Origin of the sequence: Gordonia sp. X0973 (genome assembly GCF_013348785.1) — a bacterium.
Taxonomy (GTDB): domain Bacteria; phylum Actinomycetota; class Actinomycetes; order Mycobacteriales; family Mycobacteriaceae; genus Gordonia.
On sequence record NZ_CP054691.1, the window covers coordinates 2394962 to 2413201 of the forward strand.

Genomic DNA, 18240 nt, shown 5'->3' on the forward strand with positions numbered 1-18240 from the left:
CCCACCGAATGGGAGGCCGATTGCCGGGCCGCGTCCGGCGAGTTTTAGAATCTGAAACAGATCGTCTCAAATGATGAGACGCGGAGGTGTGGATCACAGGAGGTCGGCAGTGCAGCGGTGGATAATCCTGGCCAGTTCCCTGCTAGCCGCGCTCGCCACGACCTGCCTCGCGAGCGGCGTCGCCTTCCTGATCCCCCGGCTGCACCGCGAGGGGATGAGCCTGCAGGCCGCATCCGTGCTCGCGACCGCGCCGATGGTCGGGATGGTCGCGACGACGGTGCTGTGGGGCTGGGCCCTGGACCGGGTCGGCGAGCGCCGCATCCTGTTGCTGTCGTTGTCGCTCACCGTCGCGACGACCGCGGCCACCGTCGCCGCCTCGGCCGCCGGTGCGCCCACCTGGGCGCTGTGGCTGGGGTTGTTCGCCGGCGGCGCCGTCGCCTCGTCGACGAATGGCGCGAGCGGCCGCATCGTCGTCGGCTGGTTCCCCGTCCAGCAGCGCGGCACCGCGATGGGCATCCGGCAGATGGCCCAGCCGTTGGGCGTCGGGGTCACCGGGTTGACGGTGCCCGTGCTGGCCGAGAAATTCGGTGCGACGGCGGGTTTCGCCGTTTTCCTCGTCGTCGCCGTCGCGGCGCTGGGGGCGACGGCCCGCTGGATCGTCGACCCGCCGCACCCGGCCGCCACCGCCTCCGACGACGGCGAGAACCCCTATCGGCGCGGCTCCTTCCTGATCCGGGTACACGCGGTGAGCGTGCTACTGGTCATTCCCCAGATGGCGCTGTGGACCTTCGTGCCGGCGTGGCTGATGATCGGCCGGCACTGGCCGCCGCTGCAGGCGGGAGTGGCGGTGACGGCCACCCAGATCGTTGCCGCCCTGGGCCGCATCGCCGCCGGCCGGTGGAGCGACCTGTGGGGCTCGCGCATGCGCCCGATCCGCGTGGTCGCGGCGGCCGCCGCCCTCCTGATGGCCGTCCTGGCCGCGACGGATGCGATCGGCAGCCCTCTGGCCGTGCTGGTGATGGTCGCGGCCTCGATCGTCGTCGTCGCCGACAACGGCCTGGCGTTCACCGCCATCGCCGAATACGCGGGGCCCCGGTGGAGCGGGCGCGGGTTGGCCATCCAGAACACCAGCCAATACCTCGCCAGCGCGGCCGTCGTACCCCTCATCGCCGGCGTGGTCCAGGCCCACGGCTACGCCTGGGCCTACGCGCTGTGCGCCATACCGCCGCTCGTCGCCCTGGGCCTCGTCCCGCGCGACCCCGCTAAACGCGGGTGAGGATCCGATCCCCGACCTCGACGGTGCTGATCGGCCCGCCGCCGCGCTCGGCGACATCGGCCGCCACCGCCTTTTCGACGCGGACGGCGTCGTCGTCGCGACCCAGGTGGCGCAGCAGCAGCGCGACGGACAGGATCGTCGCCGTCGGATCGGCCTTGCCCTGCCCGGCGATGTCGGGGGCACTGCCGTGCACCGGCTCGAACATCGACGGGTTGACGCGTGTGGCGTCGATGTTGCCCGACGCCGCCAGGCCGATCCCACCGGTGACCGCCGCGGCCAGGTCGGTGATGATGTCGCCGAACAGGTTGTCGGTGACGATCACGTCGAAGCGGCCCGGATCGGTGACCAGGTAGATCGTCGCCGCGTCGACGTGGCAGTAGTCCGTCGTCACGTCGGGGAACTCGCTGCCCACCTCGTCGACGGTGCGCTGCCACATCGAACCGGCGAACGTCAGCACGTTGGTCTTGTGCACCAACGTCAGCTTGCCGCGTCGCGCGCGGGCGCGGGCGAAGGCGTCGCGCACGACGCGCTCGATACCGAAACGGGTGTTGACGCTGACCTCGGTGGCCACCTCGTGGGGGGTGCCGACGCGGATCGCGCCGCCGTTGCCGGTGTACGGCCCCTCGGTGCCCTCGCGCACCACGACGAAGTCGATCCGCGGATCGCCGGCCAACGGTGAGGAGACACCCGAGAGCAGCACCGACGGCCGCAGGTTGACGTGGTGATCCATCGCGAACCGCAGCTTCAGCAGGAAGCCCCGCTCCAGCACGCCGGAGGGCACGCTCGGGTCGCCGATCGCACCCAGCAGGATCGCGTCATGCTCGCGCAGCGACGCCAGATCCTGCTCGGTGAGCAGTTCCCCGGTGGCGTGATAGCGACGCGCACCGAAGTCGTACTCGGTGGTGGTCAGCTCGGGGTCGAGCTTCTCCAGCACGCGCAGGCCCTGCGCGACGACCTCGGGACCGATCCCGTCGCCGGGGATGACCGCCAGCTTCACGAGAGGTCCACCTGCTTGATCAGGGCGGCGTCGACCGACGCGCCGACCTTCGCGACGACGTCGTCGGACAGCTCGCGGTCGACGCGCAGCATGACCGTCGCACCGTCACCGCTGGCGTCCTGCGACAGCGCGGCGGCCTGGATGTCGACACCGGCATCGCCGAGCGCGGTGGCGATCTTGCCCAGCGAACCGGGCTTGTCGGCGTAGCTGAGCACGAGGTTGTTGCCCTCCGCGCGCAGATCGAAGCTGCGACCGTTGATGTTGACGACCTTCTCCACCTCGCGCGGCCCGGACAGGGTGCCGGCGACGTTATGCGTCGAACCGTCGGGGAAGACGGCCTTCACGTCGACGACGCTGCGGTGATTGGGGCTCTCGGTCGCCGTGGTGACCTCGCTGTCCACCCCGCGCGCCTGCGCGACGGCCGGGGCGTTGACGAAGGTGACCGGCTCGTCGGTGGTGGCCGAGAAGATCCCGCGCAGCGCGGAGAGTCCCAGCACCTCGACATTGTTCGCGGCCAGCTCGCCGCGCACGTCGACGGTGACCGAGGCGGGGACGTCGGCACTGATCGCGCCGACCATGACGCCCAGCTTGCGGGCCAATTCGAGCCAGGGGGCGACCTCGTCGTCGACGGCGCCGCCGGTGATGTTCACCGCGTCGGGCACGAAATGCCCGGCCAGCGCCAGGCGCACGCTCTTGGCGACGTCGGTGCCGGCCCGGTCCTGCGCCTCAGCGGTCGACGCGCCCAGGTGCGGGGTGACGACCACCTGGTCGAGCTCGAACAGCGGCGAGTCGGTGCACGGCTCGCTGTTGAAGACGTCGAGTCCGGCGCCCCAGACCTGGCCGGAGGCGATGGCGTCGGCCAGCGCCTGCTCGTCGATCAGGCCGCCGCGCGCGGCGTTGACGATGATGACGCCCTTACGGGTCTTCGCCAGCTGATCGGCACCGATCAGTCCGGCGGTCTCCGGGGTCTTCGGCAGATGCACGGTGATGAAGTCGGCGCGCTCCAGCAGTTCCTCGAGCGAGACCAGTTCGATGCCGAGCTGGGCGGCCTTGGCCGCGGACACGTACGGGTCGTAGGCGATGACCTTGGTCTCGAAGGCGGCCAGCCGGGCGGCCACGAGCTGCCCGATCCGGCCGAGTCCGACGACGCCGACGGTCTTGTCGAAGAGTTCGACACCGGAGAACGACGACCGCTTCCAGGTGTGGTCCTTGAGCGTCGCGTCGGCGGCGGGCACCTGGCGCGCGGTGGCCATGAGCAGGGCGATCGCGTGTTCGGCGGCGGAGTGGATATTCGACGTGGGCGCGTTGACGACCATCACACCGCGCTCGGTGGCGGCGGAGATGTCGACGTTGTCGAGGCCGACACCGGCCCGGCCGACGATCTTCAGCTTCGGCGCGGCGGCGAGGACCTCGGCGTCGACGGTGGTGGCCGACCGCACCAGCAGGGCGTCGGCGTCGGTCACCGCCTCGAGGAGCTTCGGGCGGTCCGGGCCGTCGACCCACCGCACTTCCACATCGTCGCCGAGCGCTTCGACGGTCGAGGGCGCCAACTTGTCGGCGATAAGGACAACTGGACGGCCAGCTGCGGTCACGTGTGTCTCCTGGAGGGTTCGCTGATCGGAGGGGGTACGCCATGAGTTTAGTGGCCCCAAAAGTCCCGGTTGCAGGCGCCCGGCAGCCAAGCCCGTTACGATGGTCGAGGCGCGCGGGACTGCGCGCCGACCATCGGGGGATGTGGCGGGACCTGTGTATCTCCGCGATGCGGGCTGGTTCCCAGAATCAACGGGTATGGTTGCCGTGTTTGAGCCGCGGACCGGGAAATGTCCAACGGCGCAAGCCGTCTTCGAGGAACGACGAACTGGAGTTTTGATGACACGCAAATTGACCGCGGCGTGCGCGGTCGTCGGAGCGCTCGCCCTGGGCGGATCGGGCGTCGGAACCGTCAATGCCGCGCCATCGATGCCGGTCGGCGGCGGTACCGCCATCCTGATCCTCAAGGGCGGCAACTCGGCCGCGGCGTGCACCGTCACCGCCATCGGCCGCTCCCGCAACGGCAACCACCTCATCGGCCTCACGGCCGGCCACTGCGGCACCCCGGGACAGCGCGTCTTCTCCGAGAAGAACCAGAACCGCGGCCAGATCGGCACGATCACCTACTCGGTGGAAGACCTGGACATGGCCATCATCGAGTTCAACGGCTCGGTCGCCCCGGTGCGCACCGTCAAGGGCACCACGATCACCGGCGTCGACACCCGCCCGGTGAGCTTCCCCACCGTCATGTGCAAGTCCGGCCGCACCACCGGTAAGACCTGCGGCGTCGCCTGGGCCTCGGACGGGCAGAGCCACTTCTCCCAGATGTGCGTCATCGAGGGCGACTCCGGTTCGCCGGTGACCGTCGGCACCAAGCTCGTCGGCATGGTCAACGCCTACTACTTCGCCGCCTGCGTCGGCCCCGAGACCGGCACCAACATCGGGCCGATCCTCAAGCGGGTCTCGCGCACGAACTACGGCGGCATCAACATCATCTAGGCGGGAAGCCCGGGAGATCGGGAAACCCCACAGATACGGACAAACCCCACACCTGCACGGTGTGGGGTTTGTCCGTTAGTGCGGGGTTTGCGCTCAGGCCGTCTCGGTGATCGGACGATCCACCCAGCTCATCAGGTCGCGCAGCTTCTGGCCGGTGACCTCGATCGGGTGCTCGGCGTTCTCCTTGCGCAGCGCCTCGAGCTGCTTGTTGCCGCCCTCGACGTTGGCGACGAGCTGCTTGACGAAGGTGCCGTCCTGGATGTCGGAGAGGATCTCCTTCATCCGCTTCTTGGTGTCGGCGTCGATGACGCGCGGACCCGAGAGGTAGCCGCCGAACTCGGCGGTATCGCTCACCGAGTAGTTCATCCGGGCGATGCCGCCCTCGTACATGAGGTCGACGATCAGCTTGAGTTCGTGCAGGCACTCGAAGTAGGCCATCTCGGGCTCGTAGCCGGCCTCGACGAGGACCTCGAAACCGGTCTTGACCAGTTCCTCGGTACCGCCGCACAGCACGGCCTGCTCACCGAAGAGGTCGGTCTCGGTCTCTTCCTTGAAGTCGGTCTTCAGCACGCCGGCGCGGGTGCCGCCGATCGCCTTGGCGTAGCTCAGCGCGAGCGCCTGGCCGTCGCCCTTCGGGTCCTGGTGCACGGCGATCAGGCAGGGCACGCCCTTGCCGTCGACGAACTGGCGGCGGACCAGGTGGCCCGGGCCCTTCGGCGCGACCATGCCGACGGTGACGTTGGCCGGCGGCTTGATCAGGCCGAAGTGGATGTTCAGGCCGTGGCCGAAGAACAGCGCGTCGCCCTCGTTCAGGTTCGGCTCGATGTCCTCGGTGAAGATCTTCGCCTGGCTGGTGTCCGGCGCGAGCACCATGATGACGTCGGCCCACTCGGCGGCCTTGGCCGGGGTGAGGACCTTGAGGCCCTGCTCTTGGGCCTTCTCGCGCGACTTGGAGCCCTCGCGCAAGCCGATGACGACGTCGACGCCCGAGTCGCGCAGCGACAGCGAGTGCGCGTGGCCCTGGCTGCCGTAGCCGATCACGGCGACCTTACGGCCCTGGATGATCGACAGATCTGCGTCATCGTCGTAAAACTTCTCGACTGCCACAGTTGGTTCCCTTCTAGCGGTGGTGGCCGGCGGCGCCGACCTCTTGGTTATCTGGTTGTCGTAGTGCCCGGTCGCGCAGCAACGCTACCGGTTGGTCGAGCGCGCCTACCTGTTGGTGGACATGCTGCGCGGGCCCCGGCCCAGCGTGACGGCGCCGGATTGGGCGATCTCGCGGATCCCGTAGGGGTCGAGCATCTTGAGCAGGGCGTCGAGCTTCTCGTTGGTGCCGGTCGCCTCGACGGTCAGCGATTCCTGGGCCACGTCGATGATGTGGGCGCGGAACAGGTTGACGATCTCGAGCACCTCGCCGCGCTGGGCGGCACCGGCGCGCACCTTGATCATGACCAGCTCGCGGCTGACCGACTGCGCCGGGTCCTGCTCGACGATCTTGATCACGTTGACCAGCTTGTTGAGCTGCTTGGTGACCTGCTCGAGCGGGAAGTCCTCCACCTCGACCATGATCGTCATCCGGGACATGCCCTTGATCTCGGTCGGCCCGACGGCCAGCGAGGCGATGTTGAACCCGCGTCGGGAGAACAGCCCCGAAACGCGGGCCAGAACGCCGGGCCGGTCCTCGACCAGCACCGAAAGGGTGTGCGTCGTCGTCACTTCTTCTCCCCGTTCTCGGTCGCGGCCAGCTCGGCCTCGCCCGCCTCTTCGCCGAGCACCATCGCCTCGTGGATGACGGCGGGCTCGGCCGCCCCGTCGTCGTCGAACAGCGGCCGGATGTCGCGGGCCGCCATGATCTCGTCGTTGCCGGTACCGGCGGCCACCATCGGCCACACCTGCGCGTCGGCGCCGACGATGAAGTCGATCAGGACCGGGCGGTCGTTGATCTCGCGCGCCTTGGCGATCGCCTCGGCGACCTCCTCCTCGGTCTCGACGCGGAAGGAGACACAGCCCAGCGCCTCACCCAGCTTCACGAAATCCGGGATGCGGCGCGAGTGGGTGGCCAGGTCGGTGCTGGAGTAGCGCTCCTCGTAGAACAGCGTCTGCCACTGGCGGACCATGCCGAGGTTGCCGTTGTTGATCAGTGCGACCTTGATGGGGATGCCCTCGATCGCGCAGGTGGCCAACTCCTGGTTGGTCATCTGGAAGCAGCCGTCGCCGTCGATGGCCCAGACCTCCAGGTCCGGATCGGCCATCTTGGCGCCCATCGCGGCGGGGATCGAGTAGCCCATCGTGCCGAGGCCGCCCGAGTTCAACCAGGTGCGGGGGTTCTCGTAGTTGATGAACTGCGCGGCCCACATCTGGTGCTGGCCGACCCCGGCGACGTAGACGGCGTCGGGACCGGCGGCCTTGCCGAGCTCGGAGATGACGAACTCCGGCGACAGCGAGCCGTCGGACTGCTTGTCGTAGCTCAGCGGGTAGGTCTTGCGCAGGCCGTCGAGGTAGGTCCACCACTTCTTCATGTCGGGCAGCCGCGACCCGGTCGCGAGCTCGGCGCGCAGGGCCTCGATCAGTTCGCCGATGACGGCCTGGCAGTCGCCGACGATGGGCACGTCGGCGTGGCGGTTCTTACCGATCTCGGCCGGGTCGATGTCGGCGTGGATGACCTTCGCGTCGGGGGCGAAGGAGTCCAGCTGACCGGTGACGCGGTCGTCGAAGCGGGCGCCCAGGGTGATCAGCAGGTCGCTGCGCTGCAGCGCCGCGACGGCGCCGACGGCGCCGTGCATGCCGGGCATGCCCATGTGCAGGTCGTGGCTGTCCGGGAAGACGCCGCGGGCCATCAACGTGGTGACCACGGGGATTCCGGTCAGCTCGGCAAGTTCCCGCAGCTGCGGGGCGGCGTTGGCCTTGATGACGCCGCCGCCGACGTAGAGGACCGGCTGCTGCGAGGCGAGGATCATCCGCGCCGCCTCCCGCACCTGCTTGCCGTGCGGCTTGGTGACCGGGCGGTAGCCGGGCAGGTCCATCTGCGGCGGCCACGAGAAGGTGGTCTGCGCCTGCAGGATGTCCTTCGGGATGTCGACCAGGACGGCGCCGGGACGACCGCTCTCGGCGATGTAGAAGGCCTCGGCCATCACGCGCGGGATGTCGGCGGCATTGCTGACCAGGAAGTTGTGCTTGGTGACCGGCATGGTGATGCCGGAGATGTCGGCCTCCTGGAAGGCGTCGGTGCCGATCAGCCCGCGACCGACCTGGCCGGTGATCGCGACGACCGGGACCGAGTCCATCTGCGCGTCGGCCAGCGGCGTCACCAGGTTCGTCGCGCCCGGGCCGGAGGTCGCCATCATGACGCCGGCGCGGCCGGCGACCTGGGCGTAACCCGTCGCGGCGTGGCCCGCGCCCTGCTCGTGGCGGACCAGGACGTGGCGCACCTTCTCCGAATCCAGCAGCGGGTCGTACGCGGGCAGGATCGCCCCGCCCGGGATGCCGAACACGACGTCGACGCCGAGTTCCTCCAGCGAGCGGACGACCGACTGGGCGCCGCTGACCCGCTCGGGGGCGACCGTCGTGGTGTGGGAGGTGCGCAAGGTACCGCCGGCCGGCGACTTGGTGCGCAACGTCTCAAACGTCTGCGCGGCGTCGGTGCCGATGGCGTCTGCTGTGGGAGCGCTCACGAGCGTGATTCCGTTCTTGCTGGTGCGTTGGTGGACGACAATTGCGTTGGGCATTAAAAAACCCTCGACAGCGGGATGCTGTGCGAGGGGCGCGTCGAGAATTCCGGGGGTCTACGAAGTGACCGGTCAGGCGACGCGCCGACCGATTACTACGAGGATCCCGTTGTTCTGCACGGGACAACCCTAGGACTGTGCCGCGTGCGTAGTCAAACCGGCGGGTGAGTGATGTCTCCCGCATCCGCCGGTGCGAGAATGGGAAGGTGCCCGATTCCGATGCGTTGGTGATCCGTTTCTCCGGGGTGGCCTACCTCAGCGCCCTCGCGGCATTCGTGCTCGCGCTCATCTTCGCCGGCGTCAACATCACCTACCTGTGGTGGGTCCTGCTCCTGCCCGTCCTGCTGGTGCTGTGGATCCGCCGGCTGCGGACCGTCGTCGACGACGAGGGTGTGACGGCGGTGCGCACGATCCGCACCGACCGCGTCGCCTGGGAGTCGCTGGCCGGCCTGCAATTCCCCAAGTGGTCGGCCGCACGCGCGGTGACCACCGACGGCAACCGGATCCCGCTGCCCGCCGTCGGCTTCAACGACGTGCCCGCCATCGCTCAGCGCAGCGCCGGTCGCCTGCCCGACCCGTTCGCGGCGGCGGAGGCAGACGCCGAGAACACCGGGGACTGACCGGGAAAAACAGGTTGGCGGGAGCGCGTAAACTGGATCGGTACCAGGTGCGGCTCAGCCCGGCCGGCACCACCAGCGAATCTTCGAGGACACCACATGCCAGCCCTGCGGTCCCGCACCACCACCGTCGGCCGGGAGGCCGCCGGCGCCCGCGCCCTCTGGCGCGCCACCGGCATGACCGACGACGATTTCGGTAAGCCGATCGTCGCGATCGCCAACTCCTACACGCAGTTCGTCCCGGGCCACGTGCACCTCAAGAACGTCGGCGACATCGTCGCCGAGGCCGTCACCGCCGCCGGCGGCGTGGCCCGCGAGTTCAACACGATCGCCGTCGACGACGGCATCGCGATGGGCCACGGCGGCATGCTCTACTCGCTGCCGTCGCGCGAGATCATCGCCGACTCGGTCGAGTACATGGTCAACGCCCACACCGCCGACGCCCTGGTCTGCATCTCCAACTGCGACAAGATCACCCCCGGCATGCTCAACGCGGCGATGCGCCTGAACATCCCCACCGTCTTCGTCTCCGGCGGGCCGATGGAGGCGGGCACGTCGGTGGTCATCAACGGCGTCGTGCACCCGGGCACCGACCTGATCGACGCGATCTCCGCCTCGGCCGACAGCAATGTCGACGACAAGGAACTGCTCAACGTCGAGCGCTCCGCCTGCCCGACCTGCGGTTCGTGTTCGGGCATGTTCACCGCCAACTCGATGAACTGCCTGACCGAGGCGCTCGGCCTCTCGCTGCCGGGCAACGGGTCCACCCTGGCGACCCAGGAGGCGCGCCGCCAGCTGTTCCTGAAGGCGGGCAAGCTCGTCGTCGAACTCGCGACGCGCTACTACCGCGACGACAACGAATCGGTGCTGCCGCGCAACGTCGCCACCAAGGAGGCCTTCGAGAACGCGATGGCCCTCGACGTGGCGATGGGCGGTTCCACCAACACCGTCCTGCACATCCTGGCCGCCGCGCAGGAGGGCGAGGTCGATTTCGACCTGGCCGACATCGACGCCATCTCGCGCCGCGTCCCCTGCCTGGCGAAGGTCGCGCCGAACTCGCCGAAGTACTACATGGAGCACGTCCACCGCGCCGGCGGCATCCCCGCCATCCTGGGCGAGCTGAACCGGGCCGGACTGCTCAACAAGAACGTCCACCCGGTGCACGCCCCGTCGCTCGACGAGTACCTCGCCGACTGGGATATCCGCAGCGGGACACCCACCACCGAGGCGATCGAGCTGTTCCACGCCGCGCCGGGCGGGGTCCGCACCACCGAGCCCTTCTCCACGACGAACCGCTGGGAGTCGCTGGACACCGACGCCGCCGAGGGCTGCATCCGCGACCTGGAGCACGCGTACACCGTCGAGGGCGGGTTGTGCGTGCTGCACGGCAACATCGCCGAGAACGGCGCCATCCTCAAGACCGCCGGCGTCGACGAGTCGCTGTGGCATTTCCAGGGCCCGGCGCGCGTCGTCGAGAGCCAGGAGGACGCCGTCCACGCCATCCTGTCCAAGGAGTTGCAGAAGGGCGAGGTCCTGGTGATCCGATACGAGGGCCCCGCGGGTGGTCCCGGCATGCAGGAGATGCTGCACCCGACCGCCTTCATGAAGGGCACGGGCATGGGCAAGTTCTGCGGCCTGGTCACCGACGGCCGTTTTTCGGGCGGGTCGTCGGGCCTGGTCATCGGCCACGCCTCCCCCGAGGCGGCGGCCGGCGGCGTCATCGGTCTAGTCGAGGACGGCGACGAAATCCTCATCGACGTCCATTCGCGCACGCTGAAGGTGCTCGTCGACGACGACACGCTCGCCGAGCGGCGCGCCAAGATGGAGGCGTCGGAGCACCCGTGGCAGCCGAAGAACCGGGAGCGGACCGTGTCCAAGGCGCTGCGGGCCTACGCCAAGCTGGCCACATCGGCCGACAAGGGCGCCGTCCGCCAGGTCGACTAGCGGCCGTCGGGTATCAGCCCGGGTGGTTGCCCGTGGACGCCAGCGGGTTGCTGCCGTTGAACAGCACCCAGATCGCGACCGCGACGGCGATGCCCACCAGCAATGCCACCACCGAGCCGACGCCGGGGCGCCGCGCCCAACCGCGCGCACCGTCGAGTGAGTAGCGACCCGGGCCGCACAGGATGATGACGACGAGCATCACCCACAGCGCGGCCTGGAATCCGACACCGCCCCGGTCGGCCTGGTCGGCGAACAGGTGGACCGCACCGGCGGTGGTCACGCCGAAGGCGAGGTCGAGGGAGGCGACGACCAGACCCGCCGCCGCGATGATCGGCGTGAGGAACCCGGCGATTAACACGATCCCGACGACGATCTCGGTCACCGACCACCCCATCGCGAGGATGCCGGCCGATTGCTTGCTGAACCCCAGTTCCGGTTTGGGGGTGTTCAGCAGGTCGGTCTCGAAGCCATTGAGCGACGGGCCGCCCAGCCAGCCGAAGATCTTCCGGAACCCGTCGACGGCGAGGTAGGCGCCGACGGCCAGGCGCAACACCAACAACCCGAGGTCGGTAGTGCCGCGGCGACCGAGCTTCTTCAGCCCCGCGATCTCGTCCTCGAGCTCGGTGATCCGACGGCTCCGCAGCGCCTCGGCGTGTTCCTCGTAGGGTTCTCCGCTCCGGGCCGCGGGCACCTCGACCGCATCGGAGGCCGCGGGTTCTGCGAACGCCACCGGGGTCTCGACGTGCACGGCCGGGATCGCCTCGGTCTCCGAATCCGATGACTCGGGCTCGGTGAACGCCTCGGTGTGGACCGCCTCGGTCGGCACCGTCTCCGGTAGCGGTTCTTCCTCGAGCGTGGCCGGTGCCTCGCCCGCCGGCTCGCCGTCTACCGGCCCGGGTACCGGGGCCGATGCCCGGCGCCCGAAGAGACCGCGCGTCTTGGCCGGCTTGATATTGGCCGCGTCGGTATCCACCGGCGCCGGGTCGAAGGCATAGGACTCCGCGGCCTTGTCCGTCGCGGCGTCGGCCTTCTCCTCGCTCGCCACGGAGGGCACGGTCGCCGGGGGGAACTGGTCGAGGTCGTCGAGACTGTCGATACGCGAGTATCCGGTCGGTGGAGCCGGTATCCGCGACTGTTCGACGCGGTGCTTGTCGTCGCGACGCTCGGCATCGTCAGATTCGTCACGTCTGTGGGAGGCCATGGGACCAAGGTAGCGCGAAAGCTCCCCGATTCTCGGGCGACGCGACGAGTTGCCCGGCCCGGACTCACTGCCGCGCTGCGTCGCGCGATCGTCGGACATGCCGGCGGTGTCCTCGACGAGGTGCCGCGCGCAATCGCTAGGCTGGTCCCCATGCCCGTCGCACCCGACGCCGCGGCCGCGCGTCCGACGCGCCGCCCCCGCCGATTCCGCACTTCGGTGGCCCTCGCCGCCGTCCTCGCGGTGCTGACCACCGTCGGCTTGAGCGGCTGCGCGGATTTCTCCAAGCAGGACGGCGAGCGCAACGCCGGGCCGTTCTCCAAGAACAACGAGTCCTTCGAGATCACCCGGCCGCCCAAGACCCCGCCGCCACCGCCGCCCAACCTGCCCTCGCCCCCGCCCGGCCCGTGCGTCGATCCCGACCCGAACGTGATCACGACCTGCCTCGCCTCCACCTCCGCGGTGACGCCGGGCGACGACCAGGGCAACGTGACGGTGGTCGCCGAGCGCACCACCGGCAAGATCATCCAGGCCAAGCGCTTCTCCGAGCACAAGGTGCTGTGGACCATCCCCGGCATCGACGCCTCCGGCGACGGCGGGCTGATCGACTTCGCGCCGTCGCCCACCTATCGCCAAGACCACCTCATGTACGCGTTCATCACCACCGCGACCGACAACCGGATCGTGCGCATCGCGCAGGGCGACGTGGCCAAGCCGATCCTCACCGGCATTCCGAAGGGCCCGACCGGCAATCTCGGGTCGATGTACTTCCGCTCGCCCACCGAGCTGGTCGTCGCCACCGGCGACGCCGGCAACCCGGCGGCGGCGAATAACCCGGCCTCGCTGGCCGGCAAGATCCTGCTGGTCACCGGCTTCACGTCGGGGGTCAACCCGGCACCGAAGGTGCTGGCGTCGGGCCTGGGCTCCAACCCGGCGCTCTGCCCGTCGGACGACGCGATCTTCGTCGCCGACGGCACCGATTCCGCCGACCGTCTCTCCCAGGTCAGCGGCAAGTCACTGCGGACGGTGTGGTCGTGGCCGGACAAGCCGGGACTGGGCGGGTGCGCGGTCGTGCAGGACACCATCGCCGTGTCGACCATCCGCACGCAGCGGATCGAGACCCTGATCGCCCCGACGCCCAAGAAGCCGTCCGTGGACAAGCCCACCGTCGTGCTGGAGAAGCGCTACGGCGCGATCGGGCGCATGCGTCCCGTCGGCAACGGGCTCGTCCAATTCGGGACCGTCAACAAGCAGTACGGTCCGAAGGTCGTCTCGCAGGACGACCGCGTCGTGCGCTTCCTCGTCCCGGCCGGCGGCGGTGGCGAAGACAGCAAGATGTAGCCGCGGCTACCTCGTGACGGTCATTCGCAGGCGGCGAGCACCAGCTCTTTGACGCGGGCCGGGTCGGCCTGGCCGCGGGTCGCCTTCATGACGTCGCCGACGATCTTGCCCGCCGCGGCGACCTTGCCGCTGCGGACCTTCTCGACGATGTCGGGGTTGGCGGCCAGCGCCTCGTCGACGGCCTTCTGCAGCGCCGAGTCGTCGCGGACGACCTCCAGCCCCCGTGCGGCGACCACCTCGTCGGGCTCACCCTCGCCGTCGAGGACGCCGACGACGACCTGCTGGGCAAGTTTGTTGGTGAGCTTGCCCTCGTCGACGAGCGCGATGACGCGCGCGACCTGGGCCGGGGTGATCGCCAGCTGTGCCAGCTCCACGTCGCGGCTGTTGGCCTGCTGCGCCAGGAAGGAGACCCACCAGCTGCGCGCGGCCTCCGGGGAGGCGCCCGCGTCGGCGGTGGCGATGATCAGATCGACGGCGCCGACGTTGACCAGGTCGCGCATGACTTCGTCGGACACTCCCCATTCCTCCTGGATGCGGGCGCGGCGCAGCCAGGGCAGCTCGGGCAGCGTGGCGCGCAACTCCTCGATCCACGCGGCGTCCGGGCTCACCGGCGGCAGGTCCGGCTCCGGGAAGTAGCGGTAGTCCTCTGCGGTCTCCTTGCGGCGACCGGGCGACGTGGTGCCGTCCCCCTCCTGGAAGTGCCGGGTCTCCTGGATGACCTCGCCGCCGTCGCGCAGCACCGCGCCCTGGCGGCACATCTCGTAGCGCACCGCGACCTCGACCGAGCGCAGCGAGTTCACGTTCTTCGTCTCGGTGCGGGTGCCGAACTCGGCGGCATCCTTGGGCATCAGGGAGACGTTGGCGTCGCAGCGCAGCGAGCCCTGGTCCATCCGGACGTCGGAGACGCCGAGGGAGGCCAGCAGGTCGCGCAGCGCGGTCACGTAGGCGCGGGCCACCTCGGGCGCCCGCTCCCCCGCACCCGTGATGGGCCGGGTGACGATCTCCACCAGCGGCACGCCGGCCCGGTTGTAGTCGAGCAGCGAGTGGCTGGCCCCGTGGATGCGCCCGGTGCCACCGATGTGCAGCGACTTGCCGGTGTCCTCCTCCATGTGGGCGCGCTCGATGTCGACGCGCCACGTGGTGCCGTCGGCGAGTTGCACGTCGAGGTAGCCGTCGTAGGCGATCGGCTCGTCGTATTGGCTGATCTGGTAGTTCTTCGGCTGATCGGGGTAGAAGTAGTTCTTGCGCGCGAAGACGCTCGACGGGCGGATCGAACAGTTCAGGGCGAGGCCGATTCGGATGGCCGACTCGATGGCGGCGGCGTTGGCGACCGGCAGCGACCCGGGCAGGCCGATGCACACCGGGCAGACCTGGGTGTTGGGTTCGGCGCCGAACGTCGTCGGGCAACCGCAGAACATCTTGGTCGCGGTGCCGAGTTCCACGTGGACCTCCATGCCGAGCACGGGGTCGTAGGCGGCGAGGACGTCGTCGAAGTCCATCAGTTCGGTCGCGGGCGCAGTCATGCGTCCAATCCTATCTAGTCGCGCGCGACGCTCAGCCGAAGGCCGCCCGCGCCTCACCGTAGAGGTCGAGCGGCACGTTCTTGGTGTGGCCGACCGCCTCGGAGAAGGGCACCCGCACGATGTCGGTGCCGTGCAGCGCGAGCATCTGCCCCCACCCGCCGTCGGCGATCAGTTCGGGCACCCCGAAGCCGAATCGGGTGCCCAGGACGCGGTCCCAGGCACTGGGGACGCCGCCGCGCTGGATGTGCCCGAGGACGGTCGCACGGGTTTCGATGCCGGTCTTCTCCTCGATCAACGGGGCGAGGATCTCCCCGATGCCGCCGAGGCGGGGGCGGTTGAACCCGTCGAGGCCCTTGTGCGAATGCGCCTCCTCCATCTCTGGGAAGGTGAAGCCCTCGGCGACCACGATCATCGGCGAACGCGCCCGGTCGCGCACGCCGGTGACCCATTCGCAGACCTGGTCCAACGATTCCGGCGCCTCGGGGATCAGGATGGCGTGGGCGCCCCCGGCGAGACCCGAATACAGCGCGATCCAGCCGGCGTGGCGGCCCATCACCTCCAACACCATGCAGCGACGGTGCGAGTTGCCGGTGGTGCGCAGGCGGTCGACGGCCTCGGTGGCGATCTCGACGGCGGTGTTGAAACCGAAGGTGTAATCGGTGGCGGCGAGATCGTTGTCGATCGTCTTGGGCACCCCGACGGTGGGGATGCCGTCGGCGAACAGTCGGGCCGAAGCCGCCATGGTGCCATCGCCGCCGATGGCGATCACCCCGTCGACGCCGATCCGCGCGAGTGCCTTCTTGATGTTCTCGGGCCCGCCGTCGGGCTCGGTGTAGGGGCCGAAGCGGCTGGTGCCGAGGATCGTGCCGCCCTCTTTGGAGATGCCACGCACCGCCGAGCGGTCCAACGGGATCGTCTCGCCGTACACCAGGCCCCAGAAGCCGTCCTTGAACCCGACGTATTCGAAATCGGCGTGGCTGGAATCGGCGTCGAGCACGATCGCGCGGATCACCGCGTTCAAACCGGGGCAATCACCGCCGGAGGTCAGGATTCCGTACCGGGCCATGCGCGGGTCCTTCTCCTCGAGTGCCGTGAACGGATTCGAATCTATCTGCTCGGCAGCGGTGTCGCACAGCGACGCCGCAGGTGGTACGCCGATACAGTAAGCACGTGACGGATTCGGCCACCGCGGGTCGCCGGTATAACGGCATCAGTGCCGCTGCACGACGCGACCAGCGTCGTGGGCAGTTTCTTGATGCCGCGCTGACCGTCGTCGCTCGTGACGGCGTTGCTGCGATGAGTATGCGCGCGCTATGCGCGGAATCCGGCCTGCATGCGCGGTACTTTCGCGAGATATTCGACTCCGTCGACGAAGTCATGAACGCGGCCGCCGATGAGGTCGCCTCCGACATCGCCCGCGATGTCAGCGAAGCGATCGCGCAGGTTCCCCGTGAGGCGCCGAACGCGGTGATTGCCCGGACGCGTGCCGCGGTGCGCGCCGCGTTTGACGTCGTCAACGCCGACCCGCGTCGCATCGCCTTGCTGACCAGCGCGGACTCGGTTCCCGGCCTCGCCGCTCGACGCGAGCAACTCATCGACCTGCTGGCGACGGTCATGGCCATGCAGGCAGCCGAGATGCTCGACGATCCCCCGGCACCAGAGGACGCGTTGTTGGCCGCACGCCTCACCGCTATGGGCGCGGTCTCGCTGTTGACTGCCTCCGCGGCCGGCAGAGTCGAGGCCTCAGGAGCAGCGATCGAAGAGACTATCGTGGCGGCAATCCTCGGCTCTCAGGGCATCGCCGAAACATTGCGCCAGGTCAGGAGCATGGCGACCGATTCCTGACATATCTGTCTACACAATGTGGTCAGATTGAGTTAGTCTTGCCGCATGACCACCACGCTTGAACCAGCAACACTCACGGCAACCCCGACGCGTTTCAACCGTGATCCAGAGTGGGCGGCCCGCTCCATACGGACCCTGTTCCTCCTCCAGGGCGACCGCCGGCCGTTCTCGCCAGAAGAGGTCGAGTGGGCCCGTACCGCACTCAACCGGGGTGACGACCTCGGGAACCGACTGGCCCGCACGATGGTCGACGACCACGCCTTCTCGATGCGAGATCTCGACGAGGCACTAACAACGGGGGAAACAACCATCCCGTCGTTGCGGGACCTGCTCGCCGTCGTCGACGGCTCCGCCACACCAACCTGGGTCGACTTTGCGGCCATCGAGCGAGGAGCGGCGGTGTGCAGGCGTTCGGGGGAACTCGGACTGGATGTGTTGGCGACCGCGTCGCTCATGACCGGGTTCACCTCCTCGGCGACGACACGTCAACTCGTCGGCACTGGCAAGCTGGTCGATGACCCCGGCGCGCGGCTGCAACGAACGGCCAAGTGGTGGTCGGAAATCATCGCACCCGGAGCTGCCATGCGTCCCCATCATTCCGGCTGGAAGGCGGCGGTGCGGATCAGAATCATCCATGGGCTCGCCAACACGATGCTGAGCCGCCAAGACGATTGGGACCGTGCCGAATGGGGCGAGCCGATCAACCAATCAGACCAGCTCGCCACCATCGGATTGTTCTCGACCACATTCCTACTCGCGCTACGCGGGCTCGGGATGCCTCTGTCGCGGGCGGAGGGAAACGATGTGATGGCCTTGTGGCGCTACGTCGGCTGGTTGCTCGGCGTCGACGAGGACGTCTTACCGGCAACGGAGTTCGAGGGTCGCCGACGGATGGTGCAGGTCGGCCAGTACGCCCCTGCGCCGGATGCGAACACTGCAATTCTCGGCGCAGCCATGTACGAGTACTTCGCTGAACTCAACTATCCGCGCATGCAGGCCTTCCAGCGACGGTTCGGTCAGCGCTATCGCGGAAGCCTCCAAGCAGTTTTCGTCGGACAGTCCGGACTGCGCGAACTGGGAATCCCGGCAGAACACCAATGGGCGGTACCGGTGGCATGGGCGAGGTACTTCCCCATCCAGATGGCTGCTCGGCTTTCCCCGCGTGTCCGCGAGTGGGCGACCAGGCGCGGCGAACGCAGGATCAACACCTTGATCTCGCTCAATATCCCCGACGGCGACAAATAG

At 68.9% G+C, this 18240-nt stretch carries 15 protein-coding genes; 7 read left to right on the forward strand and 8 right to left on the reverse strand.

Annotation, left to right across the window (positions count from 1 at the left end; genetic code table 11):
* The first annotated feature begins 73 nt into the window (after window positions 1-73).
* The gene (locus tag HUN08_RS11740) at window positions 74-1276 is read left to right on the forward strand and encodes an MFS transporter (protein ID WP_124247355.1); all 1203 of its coding nucleotides are present in this window, start codon (window positions 74-76) and stop codon (window positions 1274-1276) included.
* Here the strand turns inward: HUN08_RS11740 and HUN08_RS11745 are convergent.
* Complete coding sequence (locus HUN08_RS11745) at window positions 1263-2273, reverse strand: 3-isopropylmalate dehydrogenase (RefSeq protein ID WP_124247287.1); 1011 nt, start codon at window positions 2271-2273, stop codon at window positions 1263-1265. The two genes, HUN08_RS11740 and HUN08_RS11745, sit on opposite strands and share 14 nt — an antisense overlap.
* A complete protein-coding gene (gene serA / locus HUN08_RS11750) occupies window positions 2270-3865 on the reverse strand; it encodes a phosphoglycerate dehydrogenase (protein ID WP_124247286.1) in 1596 nt (531 codons plus the stop codon). The genes HUN08_RS11745 and serA overlap by 4 nt, the downstream gene beginning before the upstream one ends.
* 277 nt (window positions 3866-4142) lie before the next feature.
* On the opposite strand from serA, the gene HUN08_RS11755 reads away from it, so the two are divergent.
* Complete coding sequence (locus HUN08_RS11755; protein ID WP_124247285.1) at window positions 4143-4802, forward strand: serine protease; 660 nt, start codon at window positions 4143-4145, stop codon at window positions 4800-4802.
* A 93-nt stretch (window positions 4803-4895) separates the two neighbouring features.
* Here HUN08_RS11755 and ilvC read toward each other — a convergent pair whose 3' ends face one another.
* From ilvC to HUN08_RS11770, 3 genes are all read right to left on the reverse strand, one after another.
* Window positions 4896-5909, reverse strand: coding sequence for a ketol-acid reductoisomerase (gene ilvC / locus HUN08_RS11760; RefSeq protein ID WP_124247284.1), 1014 nt, complete (start codon window positions 5907-5909; stop codon window positions 4896-4898).
* A gap of 105 nt (window positions 5910-6014) precedes the next feature.
* A complete protein-coding gene (gene ilvN / locus HUN08_RS11765; protein ID WP_124247283.1) occupies window positions 6015-6518 on the reverse strand; it encodes an acetolactate synthase small subunit in 504 nt (167 codons plus the stop codon).
* Entirely contained in the window at window positions 6515-8473 is a 1959-nt protein-coding gene (locus HUN08_RS11770) for an acetolactate synthase large subunit (protein ID WP_124247354.1), read from the reverse strand. Before HUN08_RS11770 ends, ilvN begins: the two co-directional genes overlap by 4 nt.
* A 260-nt stretch (window positions 8474-8733) precedes the next feature.
* Here HUN08_RS11770 and HUN08_RS11775 point away from each other — a divergent pair, with 260 nt between their 5' ends.
* Window positions 8734-9147, forward strand: a complete 414-nt coding sequence (locus HUN08_RS11775; protein ID WP_301546693.1) for a PH domain-containing protein — start codon at window positions 8734-8736, stop codon at window positions 9145-9147.
* Between the two features lie 96 nt (window positions 9148-9243).
* Window positions 9244-11088 carry a dihydroxy-acid dehydratase gene (gene ilvD, locus HUN08_RS11780; protein WP_124247282.1) on the forward strand — a complete coding sequence of 615 codons (1845 nt, stop codon included), beginning with the start codon at window positions 9244-9246 and terminating at the stop codon, window positions 11086-11088.
* Window positions 11089-11101: 13 nt separating this feature from the next.
* On the opposite strand, the gene HUN08_RS11785 is transcribed toward ilvD, so the two are convergent.
* On the reverse strand, window positions 11102-12289 hold the full coding sequence (locus HUN08_RS11785; RefSeq protein WP_124247281.1) for a DoxX family protein: 1188 nt from the start codon (window positions 12287-12289) through the stop codon (window positions 11102-11104).
* A gap of 150 nt (window positions 12290-12439) precedes the next feature.
* Here HUN08_RS11785 and HUN08_RS11790 point away from each other — a divergent pair, with 150 nt between their 5' ends.
* Window positions 12440-13627 carry a PQQ-dependent sugar dehydrogenase gene (locus tag HUN08_RS11790; RefSeq protein ID WP_124247280.1) on the forward strand — a complete coding sequence of 396 codons (1188 nt, stop codon included), beginning with the start codon at window positions 12440-12442 and terminating at the stop codon, window positions 13625-13627.
* Between the two features lie 20 nt (window positions 13628-13647).
* Here HUN08_RS11790 and gatB read toward each other — a convergent pair whose 3' ends face one another.
* Together gatB and HUN08_RS11800 are read right to left on the reverse strand one after the other, a co-directional pair.
* A complete protein-coding gene (gene gatB / locus HUN08_RS11795) occupies window positions 13648-15150 on the reverse strand; it encodes an Asp-tRNA(Asn)/Glu-tRNA(Gln) amidotransferase subunit GatB (RefSeq protein WP_124247279.1) in 1503 nt (500 codons plus the stop codon).
* A 31-nt stretch (window positions 15151-15181) separates the two neighbouring features.
* A complete protein-coding gene (locus HUN08_RS11800) occupies window positions 15182-16216 on the reverse strand; it encodes an ATP-dependent 6-phosphofructokinase (RefSeq protein WP_124247278.1) in 1035 nt (344 codons plus the stop codon).
* Window positions 16217-16320: 104 nt separating this feature from the next.
* Between HUN08_RS11800 and HUN08_RS11805 the strand changes: the two genes are divergently transcribed.
* Both HUN08_RS11805 and HUN08_RS11810 read left to right on the forward strand, forming a co-directional pair.
* Complete coding sequence (locus HUN08_RS11805) at window positions 16321-16995, forward strand: TetR/AcrR family transcriptional regulator (RefSeq protein WP_124247277.1); 675 nt, start codon at window positions 16321-16323, stop codon at window positions 16993-16995.
* A gap of 45 nt (window positions 16996-17040) precedes the next feature.
* Window positions 17041-18240, forward strand: coding sequence for an oxygenase MpaB family protein (locus tag HUN08_RS11810; protein WP_124247276.1), 1200 nt, complete (start codon window positions 17041-17043; stop codon window positions 18238-18240).